Annotated in this window: 16 protein-coding genes and 1 pseudogene; 10 read left to right on the top strand and 7 right to left on the bottom strand. The window is 54.5% G+C overall.

The window, feature by feature from the left end; all coding sequences use genetic code 11:
• Positions 1–110 precede the first annotated feature (110 nt).
• From IAI51_RS05560 to IAI51_RS05545, 5 genes and pseudogenes are all read left to right on the top strand, one after another.
• A complete protein-coding gene (locus tag IAI51_RS05560; RefSeq protein WP_187677568.1) occupies positions 111–1,085 on the top strand; it encodes a hypothetical protein in 975 nt (324 codons plus the stop codon).
• Between the two features lie 208 nt (positions 1,086–1,293).
• Positions 1,294–2,076: a sulfite exporter TauE/SafE family protein gene (locus tag IAI51_RS05555; protein ID WP_187677567.1), complete on the top strand. Its 783-nt coding sequence runs from the start codon at positions 1,294–1,296 to the stop codon at positions 2,074–2,076.
• A gap of 261 nt (positions 2,077–2,337) precedes the next feature.
• Positions 2,338–2,550: pseudogene (locus IAI51_RS27885) on the top strand (hypothetical protein).
• Positions 2,551–2,961: 411 nt separating this feature from the next.
• Complete coding sequence (dusA, locus tag IAI51_RS05550) at positions 2,962–3,948, top strand: tRNA dihydrouridine(20/20a) synthase DusA (protein ID WP_187677566.1); 987 nt, start codon at positions 2,962–2,964, stop codon at positions 3,946–3,948.
• Between the two features lie 75 nt (positions 3,949–4,023).
• On the top strand, positions 4,024–4,404 hold the full coding sequence (locus IAI51_RS05545) for a DUF2388 domain-containing protein (protein ID WP_187677565.1): 381 nt from the start codon (positions 4,024–4,026) through the stop codon (positions 4,402–4,404).
• On the opposite strand, the gene IAI51_RS05540 is transcribed toward IAI51_RS05545, so the two are convergent.
• Positions 4,405–5,238: an undecaprenyl-diphosphate phosphatase gene (locus tag IAI51_RS05540; RefSeq protein WP_187677564.1), complete on the bottom strand. Its 834-nt coding sequence runs from the start codon at positions 5,236–5,238 to the stop codon at positions 4,405–4,407. It abuts the gene before it with no gap.
• A gap of 506 nt (positions 5,239–5,744) precedes the next feature.
• Here IAI51_RS05540 and IAI51_RS05535 point away from each other — a divergent pair.
• From IAI51_RS05535 to IAI51_RS05525, 3 genes are all read left to right on the top strand, one after another.
• On the top strand, positions 5,745–6,485 hold the full coding sequence (locus IAI51_RS05535; protein ID WP_187677563.1) for a winged helix-turn-helix domain-containing protein: 741 nt from the start codon (positions 5,745–5,747) through the stop codon (positions 6,483–6,485).
• A 271-nt stretch (positions 6,486–6,756) separates the two neighbouring features.
• Positions 6,757–7,416: a transcriptional regulator gene (locus tag IAI51_RS05530; RefSeq protein WP_187677562.1), complete on the top strand. Its 660-nt coding sequence runs from the start codon at positions 6,757–6,759 to the stop codon at positions 7,414–7,416.
• Positions 7,417–7,804: 388 nt separating this feature from the next.
• Complete coding sequence (locus IAI51_RS05525; RefSeq protein ID WP_187677561.1) at positions 7,805–9,199, top strand: undecaprenyl-phosphate glucose phosphotransferase; 1,395 nt, start codon at positions 7,805–7,807, stop codon at positions 9,197–9,199.
• Positions 9,200–9,457: 258 nt separating this feature from the next.
• Here the strand turns inward: IAI51_RS05525 and IAI51_RS05520 are convergent, their stop codons facing one another.
• The 6 genes from IAI51_RS05520 to galE form a co-directional block, all read right to left on the bottom strand.
• Complete coding sequence (locus IAI51_RS05520; protein ID WP_187677560.1) at positions 9,458–11,536, bottom strand: YjbH domain-containing protein; 2,079 nt, start codon at positions 11,534–11,536, stop codon at positions 9,458–9,460.
• Positions 11,533–12,294 carry a capsule biosynthesis GfcC family protein gene (locus IAI51_RS05515; RefSeq protein ID WP_187677559.1) on the bottom strand — a complete coding sequence of 254 codons (762 nt, stop codon included), beginning with the start codon at positions 12,292–12,294 and terminating at the stop codon, positions 11,533–11,535. Before IAI51_RS05515 ends, IAI51_RS05520 begins: the two co-directional genes overlap by 4 nt.
• Positions 12,291–12,956 carry a YjbF family lipoprotein gene (locus tag IAI51_RS05510; protein WP_187677558.1) on the bottom strand — a complete coding sequence of 222 codons (666 nt, stop codon included), beginning with the start codon at positions 12,954–12,956 and terminating at the stop codon, positions 12,291–12,293. Before IAI51_RS05510 ends, IAI51_RS05515 begins: the two co-directional genes overlap by 4 nt.
• 11 nt (positions 12,957–12,967) lie before the next feature.
• Positions 12,968–14,029 carry a polysaccharide biosynthesis/export family protein gene (locus tag IAI51_RS05505; protein WP_262410293.1) on the bottom strand — a complete coding sequence of 354 codons (1,062 nt, stop codon included), beginning with the start codon at positions 14,027–14,029 and terminating at the stop codon, positions 12,968–12,970.
• Between the two features lie 142 nt (positions 14,030–14,171).
• On the bottom strand, positions 14,172–14,408 hold the full coding sequence (locus tag IAI51_RS05500) for a hypothetical protein (RefSeq protein WP_016775457.1): 237 nt from the start codon (positions 14,406–14,408) through the stop codon (positions 14,172–14,174).
• Positions 14,409–14,639: 231 nt separating this feature from the next.
• Positions 14,640–15,656 (bottom strand): UDP-glucose 4-epimerase GalE, encoded by a 1,017-nt coding sequence (gene galE, locus IAI51_RS05495; protein ID WP_187677556.1) that lies wholly within the window; start codon positions 15,654–15,656, stop codon positions 14,640–14,642.
• Between the two features lie 391 nt (positions 15,657–16,047).
• Between galE and galU the strand changes: the two genes are divergently transcribed.
• Together galU and IAI51_RS05485 are read left to right on the top strand one after the other, a co-directional pair.
• Complete coding sequence (gene galU / locus IAI51_RS05490; RefSeq protein WP_187677555.1) at positions 16,048–16,881, top strand: UTP--glucose-1-phosphate uridylyltransferase GalU; 834 nt, start codon at positions 16,048–16,050, stop codon at positions 16,879–16,881.
• A 47-nt stretch (positions 16,882–16,928) separates the two neighbouring features.
• Positions 16,929–17,333, top strand: coding sequence for a mannose-1-phosphate guanylyltransferase (locus IAI51_RS05485; RefSeq protein WP_187677554.1), 405 nt, complete (start codon positions 16,929–16,931; stop codon positions 17,331–17,333).
• Positions 17,334–17,370 lie beyond the last annotated feature (37 nt).

Genomic DNA, 17,370 nt, shown 5'->3' with positions numbered 1-17,370 from the left:
CATTATAAATCACTTGTCACAAGGTATCAAGCCGTTTAAGTTTTGGACGGATTCATGCAGAAACTAAAATCGGTAACAATTCGATCGGTCCTCAAGGAGAGAGACACTTCATGAACCAAGCATCGCCGCAAATTCGTTTCGAAACATTTGAAAAAACTTCTATGCAGGAGTTTGGTGAGGCTTTTATTGAGGCGCTACCGAAGCATATTCGGAGTTTAAAAATTCCCGGGCGAATTATATTTGAAAACCACCGCAGGGAGCCGGTATCAGCGCAAGTCCTGAAAATATCCGAAACCCAAGATGCTTTGCTTGAAGTGCTCCGCCATCCAATCACGCAAGAAGCTCAGTTTCATACTGAGAGTGCTTTCAGAATTTTCCGAAAAAAACAAACTGCAGACTCTGCTGTTCTTAAGTTTTTCAATGGATGGAATGAAACCCATAAAACAACTAGCTTGGTCTCAGCTAAAATTATTATGCGCCTATCTGCAGACGCCATATCGGTACCGGCAGAGAAGCGAATTAGTTATCACAACGTTATGGCGCACATGCATGAAGTCGCTAAAGATGATTTTGGGCTTGGGCACCAGGGGCATGATGGTATGTATAGTCATATGACCACCGCCTTTGGTGCGACGGATTGGGTTAGTGACCAATACAAAGTGCAAGAATGCAATGAGTTCTCCGAGTTTTTATACAATACCGGCGTAGCGGAACATAAGTCGGCCTTGAATTCAGTCGAGCATAAAACCTCGATCATGGATGCTATGATGGTTTCTATCGCATCAGAGCTATGGAATGGCCGAGAATACAACTTTATCGCTCAGTTCATAGAGGATAAATTGGTTGAAATCAATCCTTCGCTGAGGACAAACGTTCAATCATTGCGTAACGCCAAGGGATACGTAATAGGTCATTCCGGCGAAGTTGAAAACAAGCATGGGTTGCATGCATTAGCTGCGGCGCAAGCATATGGTCGAACTGTAGATACAAACTTTAAGCTAGGACGACTGAAGGGGATTATGCTTAATTACAATGAACGAGTAGGAAAGGCTTTTGCGGCGATGCACCGAGCCCTAACCGCATAAAAACGAGGCTCAATGCAGCTTTAGAGCATTTGATACGAAAACTATAGGGCTTTGCCCGAAAATTATTTTTTTCCACTTGGAAAATCTGCCGATTAGCTCACGTAGCCGCGCCGTAAACTAATCGGTATATTTAGGAGAGCGTATAATTAAAGATAAGAGGACATCATGACTTTTCGCTGGACATTCAAGTTACGAAAGGATCCTCTATATGGATTTTGACCAGGCTTTAATCGTTCTGGGCTTTTTCGCCTTTTGCGGTGGTTTGATAGACGCTGCGGTAGGCGGTGGAGGGCTTGTACAAATCCCAGCACTTTTACATGCCCTACCTCAGCAATCCCTTGCTACAGTTTTTGGCACTAACAAATTAGCTGTCTTGGCAGGAAACCTATCCTCAATATTTAGATATTTAAAAAGGATAAAAATCGTGTGGAGGCTAATGCTCCCCACCATGCTTTCAGCATTTTTATTTGCATTCCTTGGCGCCGCCTCAGTCTCCATTGTGCCAAAACAGCTGATGGAATTTGTTGTTTTTTTTATCCTTATAGCGATGGCTATTTATACCTTTACGGAAAAGAACCTAGGTTTATTCAGCCAAAACATACACTGCGGAACAAAGGAGATTATATTAGGAATTTTTTTTGGCGGTCTGATTGGTTTTTATGACGGTGTTTTTGGACCAGGTAGCGGAAGCCTTCTACTTTTTGTTTTTGTTAAATTTTTCGGCTTCGACTTTTTAAACGCATCAGCATCTGCAAAGCTCGTTAACTTGGGAACATTTAGTGCAGCACTTATATTTTTTGTTCCGTCTGGGAATGTCTTATGGACAGTAGGTAGCGTGGTGGCCGCTTGTAATATTGCGGGCTCACTCACTGGGGTTTTTTTAGCATTACGTTATGGAAGCGGCTTCATTAGGATATTTTTCTTAATTCTGCTTGTATTTTTAATAGGGCGAATGGCGCTAAGTATATTTAACAACCATCTTATAAATTAACTTCACCACAGAACTTATTAACCTAAAATGAATTTTCGCATTAATCAGATCCGCATATCGTGCAGCCAATTAAGTAAATTATCAAAGCCACAGAACTGCTCAAACTATGATGGATTGGGCGTAGCTTCTCGCTTGCACCCCGGCCAGCTTGGCTCATTCCTCAAGCACATAATGCTTCGTAGCAATTTCTAAGCATGCAGCAATTACCTCCCACGCAGGGCACCGGTACTACGCTTTTCTTTTTCGAAAGGAGTCGATGTCATGGCAGCCGAGCATTCGCTATCGGACGTGCTGGAAAGGATGTATTAGAATCAGCTCGCCCTAGAGGCAGCGCTGATGGAGCTGACGCTTGATACTGAGAAGCGAGGCATCAGCGAGGTAGGAGACAACGTACGGGGCACCTTGGGGGCAATTGGCGAGAACGCCGGACACATCAAGCAAGGCCTGGCTCGACTGAAGGGAGGCCTCATTTAACGGGCAGTTATCGATCTGAAGTGGAAATTGAGAACGGTAAATAATACGCCGACTTCAATCTTTCATTATAGGAGGTGAGCACAGCTATCTTGCGATAGCCTGCCAGCACACCGCCACTAATACTATTATTAGAAAAGTTATTTCCTCCAACCACAAGAATATTCATACCACCATAAACATTAAACCAAAGCAACTGCAAGTCCAACTCAGTAACCAATGCCTGATCTGAACCCGTTTGCTACACACGCAAAACGGTTGTGAGAAATCGGGGACAGACCACGATATTCAGCCGACCAGCGTCGGCTGCCTTATCATCAAGCGGCCCCCCCTTGAATCAAAGTGCGTAAGACTATGCCCACCCCATTCCTGATAAACTCCCCCACCGTCGCCCCTTTGATCCAGATTCCCCCAATGCATCTACAACCCGCCCCACTCTCCCGCCGCTTCTCCGTCGCCCCAATGATGGATTGGACTGACCGCCATTGCCGTTTCTTCCTACGCCTCCTGTCGAAGAACGCCTTGCTCTACACCGAGATGGTCACCACCGGCGCGCTCCTTAACGGCGATCACGAGCGTTTCCTCCGTCACAACGAAGCCGAGCATCCTCTGGCATTGCAGTTGGGCGGTAGTGTTCCGCTGGATCTGGCAGCTTGCGCGCGTATGGCTCAGGAGCACGGTTACGACGAGGTGAACCTGAATGTCGGCTGCCCGAGCGATCGTGTGCAGAACAACATGATCGGCGCGTGCTTGATGGGTCATCCGCAATTGGTGGCGGATTGTGTGAAGGCGATGCGGGATGCGGTGTCGATTCCGGTGACGGTGAAGCATCGGATCGGGATTAATGGGCGGGACAGTTACGAGCAGTTGTGTGATTTCGTCGGGACGGTGCGGGACGCCGGGTGTACGAGTTTTACGGTGCATGCGCGGATTGCGATTCTGGAGGGGTTGTCGCCGAAGGAGAATCGCGATATTCCGCCGTTGCGTTATGACGTGGCGGCGCAGCTGAAGACGGATTTTCCGGAGCTGGAGATTGTGCTGAACGGCGGGATCAAGACCATGGAGGCCTGCCATGAGCATTTGCAGACGTTCGACGGCGTGATGCTGGGGCGTGAGGCTTATCACAATCCGTATCTGCTGGCGGAGGTGGATCAGCAGTTGTTTGGCAGTTCGGCGCCGGTGATCAGTCGGGCTGAGGCGTTGGCGCAGTTGCGGCCTTATATTGCCGAGCATTTGCTGGCCGGTGGGTCGATGCACCACATCACGCGGCATGTGCTGGGCCTGGGCACCGGGTTTCCGGGGGCGCGTAAATTCCGCCAGTTGTTGTCGGTGGATATTCACAAGGCCAAGGATCCGCTGGCGTTGCTGGATCAGGCGGCGGAGTTGTTGGCGGGGCGTTGATCGATGCGTTGGATGTGCGGGCAACGAATGAGCGTTGCCCGGAGTGTTGTTGTACTGACAGGACGTCTTCAGGTTATGCCCGCGTTTAGCCGTGTTTTATTCAAGCGATTCACCCTCCTCGCTTTACTCTCGACTCTTTATGCCAACGCCTACGCATCCTGCGATTTTGCGAAGGGCTGCGGTGATGGAGAAGATGGCCCTTTTCAATCTACGCAGATGTCTGGCTTTCTGGTTTTCACCGGGACGCTGGTTTCGTTTGATGGGACGTCGAACGTTTCCGGACTGAATAAACGTGTTTATTCGGTAGAAGAAATCGAAGCAGCGCGTTATTACCTCGCCAGCGACGGCATGCTGCAAGCCGCGTATTTCACCTCAGCCTTGCAGCGCTTCCGCCAGGCGGCGCCCGACAGCGAGTTAAACGACCTCGCCGTCGCTGCGTTGATCAGCAGTGAGTAATCAGCCTGCCGCCGCTGCTGTCCAGTTGACCCAGCCAAACTGCCACGTTGCCAGAATCAGCAAGCCAAACGCGATCCGATACCAGGCGAACGCGGCGTAGCTGTGGTTGGCGATGAACTTGAGCAGGCCGCGCACGGCGATCATGGCGAAGATGAACGCCGTAACGAAACCAAGTGCAAAGACTGGCAGGTCGCTTTGTTCGAACAGGTCTCGGTATTTGTAGCCTGAGTACACGGCGGCGCCGACCATGGTCGGCATGGCGAGGAAGAACGAGAACTCGGTAGCGGCTTTGCGCGACAGACCGAACAGCAGGCCACCGATGATGGTCGAGCCGGAGCGCGAGGTGCCCGGAATCATCGCCAGGCATTGTACGAAACCGATCTTCAACGCGTCAGACCAGCGCATGTCGTCGACATGATCGACGCTCACTACATGGCTGCGCTGTTCCGCCCACAACATGACGATGCCACCGACGACCAGAGCGACGGCAACGGTGATCGGGTTGAACAGGTATTCATGGATCGCATCAGCGAACAGCACGCCCAAAACCACTGCCGGAAGAAAGGCGATCAACAGGTTGAGGGTGAAGCGTTGTGCGTTGCGTTCGGTGGGCAGGCCTTTGACGATTTCGAAGATTTTCGGCCGGAACTCCCAGACCACGGCAAGAATGGCGCCGAGCTGAATAATGATGTTGAACGCCATCGCGCGTTCACCGCCGAATTCCAGCAAGTCGGCGACGATAATCTGGTGGCCCGTACTTGAGATGGGCAGGAACTCGGTCAGGCCTTCTACCGCACCTAAAATCAACACCTGGAAAAAGGTCCAGAAATCCATTAATCCTCCGTCAGAGCGCTCATCGCGAGCGGCCCGTTAAACTGCACTCAGGAATTGAGTATCTGAAGTGAAACAATCGGTATATCGACACCCGTTGCCTGACTAGGCGACGCAGAATATGTCTTATCAAAAGACACACTCAAGCCATGTTAGTAATCGTCCGCCTACGAACTACTCGGGAAATATTTAGGCCTTTATATAGAAAAAAGTTGCGCGCCCAATAAAGTGTGATCAATATCACATTATCTTGGATGGCCAGACAGTGGCCAAAGGACATAAACAAAGCTGTCGCATTGAGTTCAAAATAGTGGCACAATTCCATATTGCCACCATCTAATGACTAGTTCACACTCCCGAAAAAATCAACTAAAAGCCTGAAAAGCTTAATTATTGTTAGAAAACTCGGGAGCCACGTCTAAAAACTGGTCGAATGTTACCAATTGTCAGTCACAGATGAGAACCGGTGCTTTAACATCCCGATGTCAGCACCTAATTCGAGTCAATGCATGATGCTCTCAGGGAACTTGGCGACTAGAAGTCCGCGCCCGACAAACGACGAACCCGGTGTTCTTACTCTGGGCCATACCCGTGGCGTGGCTGAACATTTTAGAGCGCTACTCGCCAAGCACGTCCGCACCGACATGGCGCTTGATGCCAATTCGTACACTAGCTCATATAAGCAGAATGAACTCTCTGGTTCATATCGAGCGATCTTCATTGTCATCGACAGCCCGCAAGCCCTTGAAGACAATCTTGCGCTGGTGGAGAACCTGCGCACCGATAACTTGAAGCCCATCATTTGCGCGGTCATCACTGGTCGCGGCGCCTTCAACAAGATCAAGTATTTTCTTGCCGGGGCGGACTTCTGTATCAAGCTCAATACCCTTTCCGACGAAGGTGCCGAGTTGCTTGCCGAGTTCTTCAACAGTGAAGAATGGCAAAGAGATATCAATCTGACGCTCGACCCTACTCGTATCTGTCTGATGAGCACCAGCAAGAAGCTGGATATCTCTTTCGCTGAAATGAAGATCCTGGAAGCGTTTGCGCAAACCGGCAACCACATCCTCAGCCATGATGAAATTGCCAACATCATGGGGCTCAATACCAATTTCTACGACCCAAGGGCGCTGGAGAAATCAATCAGCCGCTTGCGTGGAAAAATCAAGGACATGTATGGTACAAACGCGATTCAGAGTATCCGCGGCTATGGCTATCGCCTGATGCGCGGCCTGATATCGACTGCCTGACTCAAGGGCAGCCACCCTTTTGCATGCTTACGAAGGATCGTCTGATGCAGCCATATAGCTCTAGTTGTACTTCACGCCTACTAATAACAAAGCGATTGAATGAGCGCGCCAACATAACAATAAACTTAACAACATAGCAGCAGAACGAGTGGAACTTATCGAGGGCCATTTTCGGGCCCAGACCCTGCCTGTCGATTACTTCCGAGGAAGTCATTGCTCGCCTGCCGATTTACCTTTTAGCCAATTTTGGTACGCAGTTAAGGAGAGAGACATGGAAACTAGTACAACCCTCCCCAGAAAATATTTTGTCGTCGTGACTCACAGTACAACGTCGCAACGTGAGCTTGAGAGCATTCTGTCCAGCGAACGATTCAATTCGTTTGGTACGTCTCAGGCGCAAATGTTTATTGAAGGTGCTACTTCGCCCTCTTCCGCCCCCGTGCTGATGGAGTTCACTTACCCTGGCAGCACCCGTAAAAATGTCGCTCGCACAATTGAACATGACACCCAGCGCATATTGGCCACGCTTGAGTCTGAATGGCTGGCCGCTCAATCGGCGAATCCATTTCACAGTACTCCGGCAATAACCGCTGAAGCCGGCAACCCGCCTCCCGCTCTCGACAGTGCTGCTCCTTACACTGAGACCTGGCACCTCGACAATGATCAAGGCGCATTGATCAAAGAAGACGTAGAGATCAGTCTCACCGGGCTCGAAACTGCACTGGTCAGAAAAATGCTGCACCACGAAGAGCGCGTAGTCAGCCGCGACGAACTGATCCTCAGTATCGGCCGAGAGCCGGAGCAATATCGTGGGCTGGAGATGTGCCTGAGTCGCCTGCAAGACAAATTCAAAAGCGCCAGTAAGGGTGAGCGACTGTTCCGCGCTGTAAGAAACCGCGGCTACTGCCTCATTCAAGAAATCGTGGCTTAAAGACAGCGATATCTGCGAACACATCAAACAGAAAACAGTGCGACTACAAAAACAACAAGAGCACTCTGTTTGGCTTCACCTCCCTTGATGAATAAAATCCCTGCATCCACCCCTCAAACAGTAACAAATACCCCTTCGATTATTCACCCCCTTCTCTACGACCTTTTCTAACACCCTTATATTTAATTATTAAAAAGTTGGCATTGTGCCATCTTGTTAGAACTCGTCAGACACCATTCCCGGCAATAACTTAGTCTATTGACTGACGACAGTTCGGCATATCGGCGTTGTTACCTCAGGACACTCGTTAAAACAAAAATAATAACTCTGACTAACAACTCGGCTTTCAACTGTTGAAACCTGAATGGACGTCTTTTGGGGATATCGTATGGATCTTTCTCTCAGTATCAATCGAAGCACGGGCCTCAAGGGACTGACCTTTTGGGGCCAATGGGCGCTGGCACAGGGATTTATCGTTGCTCTGTTGTTTGTACTGGCCGAGCAGCACACCGGTACGGTCGCGTTTTACTACCGAATGTGCGCAACGCTGGCGGTACTGGCTTCGGTGCCGGCTTATACGTTCAGTGGTGTGTATCGCAAACGCGATAACTATCTGACGGGGTTGGGTCGCCTGTTTATGGGCTGGTCCATGACCATGGCGGCGCTGGCGTGCATCGCGTTTATCTGCAAGGCCGATGAGCTGTTTTCCCGACAGGTGATTCTCAGCTGGGCGGTGTATGGCTTCCTCGGACAGGCGCTGTTGTATGCACCGTTGCATGCGTTTTCGAAGTTCTATCAGCGTTCACGCAAAAGCGAGCACAAGACCCTGATCGTTGGTACGGGTGAGCTGGCGCTGGGTCTGGCGAAGAAGCTGAGCCAGATCGAGAACCTGCCACTGGTAGGTTTGATCAGTAACGGTACCGTGCCTGCGCTGGAGTCGGATGCCCCGCGCATCGTCGGTGCTCAGGAGCAGTTGCTTGAGCTGATCAAGGCCCACGACATCCGCCGGTTGTACATCACCCTGCCCCTGTCGGAAGCGGCGAAAATCGAAGCGATGTATGTCGATTTGCTCGGTGCCAACGTCGATGTGGTGTGGGTGCCGGACTTGAACAGTCTGACGCTGCTCAATCACTCGGTTAAAGTCGTGGACGGCCTGCCGGCGATCTACCTGAACGAAAGCCCGCTGACCAGTCGCCCGACCGCTGCCCTGAGCAAAAGTCTGGTGGAGAAAGCCGTGGCGCTGCTGGCGATCATTGTGTTGAGTCCGGTGCTGGCGATCATTGCCCTGGCGGTGAAGATCAACTCGCCGGGCCCGGTGTTCTTCAAGCAGGATCGCCACGGCTGGAACGGCAAGGTGATTCAGGTCTGGAAGTTCCGCTCGATGCGTGTGCACGATGACAAAGACGTCAAACAGGCCAGCCGCAACGACTCGCGCATCACCCCCGTTGGCCGCTTCATCCGCCGCACTTCGCTGGATGAGCTGCCGCAACTGTTCAACGTGCTGCAAGGGCACATGGCACTGGTTGGCCCACGTCCGCATGCTGTCGCGCACAACCATTTCTACTCGGGCAAAATCCTCGCTTACATGGCGCGTCACCGGATTAAACCGGGCATTACCGGGCTGGCTCAAATCAGTGGCTGCCGTGGTGAGACGGACACCCTCGACAAGATGCAGAAGCGCGTCGAGATTGACCTGCAGTACATCAACAGCTGGTCGCTGTGGCTGGACTTGAAGATCCTGGTGAAGACACCGTTTACGTTGCTGTCGAAGGATATTTACTGAGGTTCAGCATTACGCAAGGCAACACCGCAAGGGGACGAAAGTCCCCTTTTTTGTGCGCGGGATTTGGGGCCGCCAAAGATCCCTGCGGGCGTGAGCTTGCTTACGATAGCGGTGAGTCAGTCAATGATGATTTCGAATGTGCCGACGCTATCGCGAGCAGGCTCGCTCCTACAGGGGATCGCGTGTTGGCCAGGATCCGGGGTTCGTCACATGACCCCTGTAGGAGCTGCGTTGGGTTGAGCGTTGATCGATCAGCCGTTACTCGGTGATCTTCTCGAAGTTGCGATAGAACATGTCGTCATCGCGGCTATCGGTCATCGAGTGCAGTTGGTAACCGCGATTGAGCCGCGCACCACCGTCACGGGTCAGTGGCGCCCAAACGAGGTTGGCGCGGCGCATGGTCGACATGCTCATCATCTCGTCGAACGGAATCGACAGATAGAGACCTTTGTCGAAGCTACCTTCCCCGTACTCGGCACTGCTGGCCGTGGTGATGGTGGCCCAGGCGCCGAAGCGCACGCCGTTGGAGAACTCTCGGGAAATATCCAGCGTGCCGCCCCAGTCACCGGCCAGATACCGGCCGACGCTAATGGCCGCGAGCGTGTCGTAAGGCAAATCCGTGTAGCCAGTGATGTGCCCGGTGACCACAGAGTAATCACGCAGACCAAAGCCCTGATCAAACTCACGCTGACGCACGTAATTCAGATCCGCGCCCACCGACCAGCGCTCACCGGTCGGACGAAACAGCACCTCGCCCCCTACCCCGGCAAACATCGACTCCAGATAACCGCCATAAACCATGCCATACCAGTCTTTATCCAGTTGCTCGGTATGGCTGAGCTGGAACATCGGCATGGTCACCTCGGATTCGGTCAGGTACTGACGCAAATCCGTACGCACGCGCGGCAAGCCGCTGGGTGCATCGTAGGTGAACTTGTCGAAGTTGTTGATCAGGTTGGCGCTGAGCAAGCCGCTCCACCAGGTGTTGCGGTTGAAGCGATATTCGGCGTCCGCGTCGGCACTCAATTGATAGAGAAAGCCATCCGGGCCGCCGACGTTCTGTTTGAAGCCCAGGCCGACGCCATAACTGAAATGCTGCGGCGCTTCGGTGTAGAGGGTTTTCTCGTTGTGCGGCATCGCCGGATTGATCTCGGTGGTGCGGTGCAGCGACAGCAGCGGTTCCTCGTTGTTGATCACTTCGCGGAAGGTCTGGCGCGGCACGCTGGTTTCTTCCAGCGGCAGGTCGTAGCGCTTGTTGACCATGGTGAACCAGTTAATGTCGTCGTTGACGCTGTTATCCAGAATCCGGCTCGCACGGCCGACAGCTTTGGACGAGTGGAAGTAACGCTGCTGCTCGCCATACACGATCAACTCGGAATCACGCTGGGTGATGCGCTCGACCTTGTAGCCGGCGTTCTGCTGCAAACGCTGGGAGACGTTGGCCCAGTCGACCTGCTCCATCGACGTGGTCGGCATCTTCGCCGGCAACGGTTCGGGGGTTGGGTCGTAGGTCTTGGCCGGTGCCTTGCGGGTGGCGAAATTGGTGTGGAACGTGATGCCGAACATCGCCGTATTGCCGCGCTCCCACGCTGCGCTGACATCGACGGAGTCCGCCACTTTGAACACCGCGCCGAAGTTGATCGGCGAGTCCTGGTTGATGATGTTGTCCTTCGGCTCGTGCTTGTAGTCGTTGCCTTCGTATTCGAGTTTCAGGCTGAGCCGATCCCAGGGCGTCTGGTAACTCACGCCACCGAAAAACGAAGGCTTGCCGCGAAAGTACGAACCCGAGTTGACGTCACCAGTGCCTTCGAGGGCGGGCCGGGTATCGAAGCGATCGCTGGCATAGCCCAACGGGTTGTCGATGTCGCCGCGATTGCCCAGATAACCCCAGGCAATGCCGGCGCTGAAATCAAAATTGTCGAAGCGCTTGTTGGCGACAAAGAATTCACTGGAGAACAAACCCGTACCACCGATATCTCGGAAGCCCAGGGCTACATCGGGCAGCCAGTGGCTCTCCTGCCACAGCCGGACTTTGGCGTCGACCGCCTTATCCTTATAGCTTTGGCTGCCGCTGAGGGCCTCGGAGCCGTACGGCCGGTTGGTGATCGCGGTATAACGAAAGGAACCTTCGAGCCAGTCCAGCGGCTGCAGCGACACGCTGTAGCGACTGTAAGGCTCGGTGCGGTTGGCGTTGACGCTCAGCTCCCCGGCCGGCGCCATGCGTGCGGTCGGCGTCTGCAACAGGCCGGTGCCACCGAAGTCATTTTGAGTGATGCGCGGCTCGGCATACGCCAGACCACACGGCAATAACAACACAGCTGCAAAACGTAAATTCAACGAACCACCTCGGCCAGCTGCGTGGCAATCAATTCGGCCAACTGCTGATTCAGCTCAGGGACAGGCGGATCAAGATCATCATTTTTTACCGGCACCAGAATCTTGCTGCCGGCCACGGGGAAGTGCCCGCTCTCGCGATTCCAGTGTGCGATGCCGACGCGCCGGACCACGCCATTGGGCTGAATCAACCACAGGTAATCGGCCTCGGCATCGTCCAGCGGCGTGCAGCCTTCAAGGTATTCACGCGCTTCAAGCAGCGGCTGATAAGGCAAGTGGCAGGTCTCGGCGACAGCACCGAGCACTTCGACCTCATCGACGCGTTTGGGGTAGATCAGGCGATCGCCATCGTCGAGACGAATGTTGCGCGCGAAACCGACTTCCACCGCGACCGGATCGAGATCGGCAACCTGCCGCCCCGTCACCTGCATCTGCCGCACTTGCTCGGTCAAACGCAGTGCCAGCGCTGCACGGCTGGATTTGTCGAAAAGCAACGCCATGCGCTGCAACACGTCCAGATCAAACAGCACGCCAGCCTTGAGGCGCGCCTGTTCTTCCAGCAATGACTGCCGCAACAAAACACCCGCCAGCCAATAACCTTCGGCATTCGGTACGGCCTCGTTGATTACATCGAGCAAGCGCCCGCCCGCCGGTAGCTTGACCGGCCCGGGGTTGGCGACGTCACCGCTGACGGTGACTGCGGCCTGGCTGACGCTGGTGAGCAACAGCAAACACGCCGATAGCGTTCTGAAGCGCTTCACGGGACATGCCTGCGCGCGGGCGTCAGTTGCACGATCTTCACGCGCAACTGAGACGTCAGCTGTTGCTCGCTCTGCACAATGAAACCGTCGACGGGATCGACCCAATATCGATTGGTCGCACTCAGGCCAATGGCCGGGGCGTCAATCTGCTCATCGACACGCAGCACGCGGTAGTCCTTGTTGAGAATGGTCAGGGTGTCCATGGACTTGCGGGAGAAGCGACTGTTGACGATCACCCCGACTTCCTGGCCCTTGTAGAGATCAATCCAGCGCCGGGTGGTGTAACCATCGGCGACTTGATGCAGGCCTTGCTTGAATGGTGAGTTATCCGCCAGACGCGTGCCGTCCAGATCACCCTCCAGGCCCAGACCGATACTGCGCACGGCGAGGCCATCACGCAGCAGCAACACTTGTTTGCCGGAGGCGACCCAGAACTGCAGGTCTTCACGCTCGCGTACCAGCGCCAACACCCCGGAGCCGGACGGCGTGGTCAGTTTGATTTGCGGATAGTTGACCTCGGCCACCTGAGCCGCGGTCACGTCCACCTCGTCCGGCCCGATCACCGCCGACTTGAGGTTGTTCAACGAAGCGCTCATCAGCGGGTTGCAGCCACACAACAACAGGGCCGCACTCAGGCAGACGCCAACTTTCAACGTGTTCACAGTCGGCGGCCTTATTTGCTGTTGTTACTGTATTCGCTCCAGTTCTTCGCAGCGGAAGCCCCGGTCCCGACAATCGACGCCGACGGCACCAATTGGCTGATGAAGCGGTTCCAGCGCGTCACGTTGGCAGGCCCGACGTAGACCACGTCCTGGGGACGGACTTCGAAGTGCGTGGCGAGCGCCATGGCGGTCGGCGATTCAGCGTTCAACTGGTAGATCTTCGCCGGCTCGACGTCGAGGTTTTCCACGCCACGGATGACGTACACCGCGTTGCCGTTGGAGGTGGTCTGGCTCAAGCCGCCGACCGAGCCGAGCACATCCGACAGGTTCATGGTGGCGGTCTTGAAGCTCAATGCGCGCGGCTGGTTGACCTCGCCCATGACGTAAATGCGCTTGTTGTCGTTGTACGGCAGATACAACTGGTCGCCCCCCTTGAGGTAGACGCCCTGCAGCTCGGAATCCTGCTGATTGAGCGAGTCGAGATTCAGCGGATAAACCCGGCCGTTGCGCGTCAGCGTCAGGCCCGACAAGTCAGCATTGTTGGTATCGATACCGGCGGAACCGAGGGCTTCGACCACGCTCAGCGGATTGGTCGAAATCGCTTGCGGGCCGCCCTTGGCCACCGCGCCGGTGACCACGACTTTCTGACTGGCGAAACGCAGCACCGCGACATCCACCTGCGGTTCGGCGATGAACGCCGACAGCCGTTGTTCAATGTCCGCGCGCAATTGCTGGATGGTCCGGCCGGCGGCCTGGACTTCCTTGATGAACGGGTAATACAGCGTGCCGTCGGAGCGCACCAGTCGGCCGTTGGCATCGATCTGTTGTTGCGCGCCGGACGGGGCTGTCAGCTCAGGGTGATCCCAGACCGTGATGTACAAGACATCGTTGTTACCGATGCGGTACTCGGCCGGGGTCGCCAACAGCTCCGCCGGCAGCGACTCACGCTTGTGCGTGGCGCGGGTGGTGGAAATCAGCTTGGGGGTGATCGGGATCAGCTCGACCCGGCTGCTTTCACTGGCCCCTTGGCGGGTGATGTCACTGGTACTCAGGTATTGGCCCGGGGAAAACATGCAACCTTGTAAAGCGAAACTTGCCAACATCAAAAGAGAAAAACTACGAGTCATAATGGCACTACGCTATTCAAGGGCGAATCTAAAAAGAAGTCACCCGACTTGCGTCGGGCGACCCTGTACTGCACTAACAAAACTTCTGTTAGTTATGCGTGCCGGTTGTACCGGTGGTACCTGTGGTGCCGGTGGTACCGCCGTTGGCACTGCCACCGCTGTTGGACGCCGCTACTGCACTGGCAACCATTGCAGTACTGGCTGCAGGCGCTTGAGAAGCCGCCACACTGCCACCTACATTGGTCACCGCCGTCAGCGGTGCTTCAGCTGCGGCAGCCCAGTTGCTCAACATCGTCAACAGGGCAACTGCCATCACTTTTTTCATATCAACTCCTTTCTAACATTCAATCTGTTAAAAACTGATTGGTGTTAGAGGTGGTAGAGTTCAAGTCCGCGAAAAATGCGAACAAGATCCGTTGTTCTTTCACAGTCTTACCCAACTGATAAAAGTCGAACGGCAGGTTTATATCTACGGACTTGCAAAAGGCATTTCCAGCGTATTTTCCCGACGATATCTAACACCTGACCGAAACTAACATTTCGCATCAAAACGACATCAGCCGAGATAACCCTTGGGATGGTTCGATTGCCAGCGCCAAGTATCGGTGACCATGTCCTGCAAACTACGCGTGGCTTTCCAGCCCAACTCTTGCTCTGCTTTGGAAGCGTCAGCCCAACTCTCGGCAATATCCCCCGAACGACGCGGCATCATTCGATACGGCACGGGCTGCCCGCAGGCCTGCTCGAAGGCGCGCAACACCTGCAATACGCTGTAGCCATCGCCGGTGCCGAGGTTCCAGGTGTGAATGCCGGTGCGGTCAGTGATCGACTGCAAAGCCTTGAGGTGGCCGTCCGCCAGATCCACAACGTGGATGTAGTCACGCACGCCGGTGCCGTCGACGGTCGGGTAATCGTTGCCGAAGATCGACAGTTCTTGCAGGCTGCCCACCGCGACCTGGCTGATATAAGGCACCAGATTATTGGGGATGCCGTTCGGGTCTTCGCCCATCTGACCGCTGTGATGCGCGCCGATCGGGTTGAAGTACCGCAGCAAGGCGATGCTCCAGCGCGGCTCCGACTGGCTCAGGTCGCGCAGGACGTTTTCGACAATCAGTTTGGATTGGCCGTAGGGGTTGGTCGGATTGCCGGTCGGGAAATCCTCGCGGATCGGCATTTGCTCAGGCTCGCCATACACCGTCGCCGAGGAGCTGAACACCAGCCGGAACACCCCCGCCGCTGCCATCGCCTGACACAGCGTGATGCTGCCGCTGACGTTGGTTTCGTAGTAGGCCAGCGGCTTGCGCACACTCTCGCCGACGGCTTTGAGCCCGGCGAAATGCAGCACCGCTCCAATGGCATGCTCCTGGAAAATCCGGTCGAGCAGCGCCCGGTCGCAGACATCACCGCGAATCATCAGCGCACTCTTGCCACAGATGGCTTCCACCGCATGCAATGCCGCGTCGCTGCTGTTGCAGAGATTATCCAGCACGACAACTTCATAATCTGCTTCAAGCAAAGCAAGTGTGGTGTGCGAGCCGATATAGCCGGCGCCACCGGTTACCAGAATCTTCATAGCGCGGGTCCGTAATTGGATAAGTGCCAAGTAGCGTGTCAAGCCTCTTGTTGTGGAGATGTGTCGCAATCCACACAAACAAGGCGACAACAACCGAAAACAAAACTAGTTCAATGACTGGCAATATTTATTTTTGCAGGTCACACTGTATTGCCCGGTACTTATTAGCACTGCAAGTGCACTCATCACTATCAACAGATGCCGACTAAAAATAACTAATAACGCTCTAACCGACATCGCATAACATTGTCGTGTTTTACCGCCTCCGCTATTTGCCATTAACAACCTGACTCAGGTATTAAAGCATTCGTTCAATAACTATTGAAACTTGCACTCCTTCGTTAGTGCATGCACCCGTTGGCTGTGTTCCATGACTGTCCAGGATACTTTTATGATTCGTAAATGTTTGTTCCCCGCTGCCGGTTACGGCACGCGTTTCTTGCCGGCCACCAAAGCAATGCCGAAAGAGATGCTGCCGATCGTCAACAAACCGTTGATCGAGTACGCCGTTGAAGAAGCTCGGGACGCCGGCCTGCAACACATGGCAATCGTCACAGGCCGGGGCAAGCGTGCGCTGGAAGACCATTTCGACATCAGCTATGAACTGGAACACCAGATTCGCGGCACCGAGAAAGAGAAGTTTCTCGCCGGCACCCGTGAGCTGATCGACACCTGCACGTTCTCCTACACCCGTCAGGTAGAAATGAAAGGCTTGGGCCACGCCATTCTCAGCGGTCGCCCGTTGATCGGCGACGAACCCTTCGCCGTAGTACTGGCCGACGACCTGTGCCTGAACCTGGAAGGCGACGGCGTCCTCGCGCAGATGATCCAGCTGTACAAGAAATTCCGCTGCTCGATCGTCGCCATCCAGGAAGTCCCGGCTGATCAAACGCACAAGTACGGTGTGATCGCTGGCGAGCTGATTTCCGACGGCATCTACCGGGTCAACAACATGGTGGAAAAACCGGCGCCACAGGACGCCCCGTCGAACCTGGCGATCATCGGCCGCTACATCCTGACTCCGGACATTTTCGACCTGATCGCCGATACCCAGCCGGGCAAGGGCGGCGAAATCCAGATCACCGACGCGCTGATGAAACAGGCGCAGAACGGTTGCGTGCTGGCCTACAAGTTCAAGGGCCTGCGCTTCGACTGCGGCGATGCCGAGGGTTATCTGCAAGCGACCAACTTCTGCTACGAAAACGTGTACCTCAAGGGCCGCTGAGACGGCCCCGACACTCGACGCCCACTCTTCACTTCAGGCAGGTCACCATGAACATTGCACAACATTCCGTAGAGATTGAACGCGAGGTGGGCAACCTCGGGGTGGTGAGTTGGTTGTCACGCCACCAGCCGTTGCCCAGCGCCAACGAGTCCTGGCTGGGCACCATCCTGTTGGTGGAGCGCATCGGCATGTTTCCTTCGTCCGGCGATATTCGCCGGACGATGGCCGACCCCTATCCCCTGCTCGCCCATCTGAAAAAGCTTTACGGCGAACAGGCGCTGGAAATCGACGACCGCGATGGCCTGAAAGTGATTTTCAGCGACTGGCGCTTTCGCGTGCGCATTTGCTGTAACGACCCGGCGATCATCATCAACGTGGAAACCCGTTGTGATACGCGCCTGATGCCGCAGAAGCTCACGGAATTGCTCGATCAGGTCGAGGCCTTCGAATAGTTGACGCGGCCTGATCGTTCCCACGCAGAGCGTGGGA

Origin of the sequence: Pseudomonas sp. N40(2020) (assembly GCF_014472415.1) — a bacterium.
Taxonomy (GTDB): Bacteria; Pseudomonadota; Gammaproteobacteria; order Pseudomonadales; family Pseudomonadaceae; genus Aquipseudomonas.
The sequence above is the reverse complement of the archived record's forward strand: the minus strand, read 5'-3'. Positions and strand labels throughout refer to the sequence as shown.

Excerpts from the sequence above, each read along its gene's own strand:
- IAI51_RS05560 (WP_187677568.1), top strand. The coding sequence starts at position 111 with ATGAACCAAGCATCGCCGCAAATTCGTTTCGAAACATTTGAAAAAACT.
- IAI51_RS05555 (WP_187677567.1), top strand. The coding sequence starts at position 1,294 with ATGGATTTTGACCAGGCTTTAATCGTTCTGGGCTTTTTCGCCTTTTGC.
- dusA (WP_187677566.1), top strand. The coding sequence starts at position 2,962 with ATGCATCTACAACCCGCCCCACTCTCCCGCCGCTTCTCCGTCGCCCCA.
- IAI51_RS05545 (WP_187677565.1), top strand. The coding sequence starts at position 4,024 with ATGCCCGCGTTTAGCCGTGTTTTATTCAAGCGATTCACCCTCCTCGCT.
- IAI51_RS05540 (WP_187677564.1), bottom strand. The coding sequence starts at position 5,238 with ATGGATTTCTGGACCTTTTTCCAGGTGTTGATTTTAGGTGCGGTAGAA.
- IAI51_RS05535 (WP_187677563.1), top strand. The coding sequence starts at position 5,745 with ATGATGCTCTCAGGGAACTTGGCGACTAGAAGTCCGCGCCCGACAAAC.
- IAI51_RS05530 (WP_187677562.1), top strand. The coding sequence starts at position 6,757 with ATGGAAACTAGTACAACCCTCCCCAGAAAATATTTTGTCGTCGTGACT.
- IAI51_RS05525 (WP_187677561.1), top strand. The coding sequence starts at position 7,805 with ATGGATCTTTCTCTCAGTATCAATCGAAGCACGGGCCTCAAGGGACTG.
- IAI51_RS05505 (WP_262410293.1), bottom strand. The coding sequence starts at position 14,029 with ATGTTTTCCCCGGGCCAATACCTGAGTACCAGTGACATCACCCGCCAA.
- IAI51_RS05500 (WP_016775457.1), bottom strand. The coding sequence starts at position 14,408 with ATGAAAAAAGTGATGGCAGTTGCCCTGTTGACGATGTTGAGCAACTGG.
- galE (WP_187677556.1), bottom strand. The coding sequence starts at position 15,656 with ATGAAGATTCTGGTAACCGGTGGCGCCGGCTATATCGGCTCGCACACC.
- galU (WP_187677555.1), top strand. The coding sequence starts at position 16,048 with ATGATTCGTAAATGTTTGTTCCCCGCTGCCGGTTACGGCACGCGTTTC.
- IAI51_RS05485 (WP_187677554.1), top strand. The coding sequence starts at position 16,929 with ATGAACATTGCACAACATTCCGTAGAGATTGAACGCGAGGTGGGCAAC.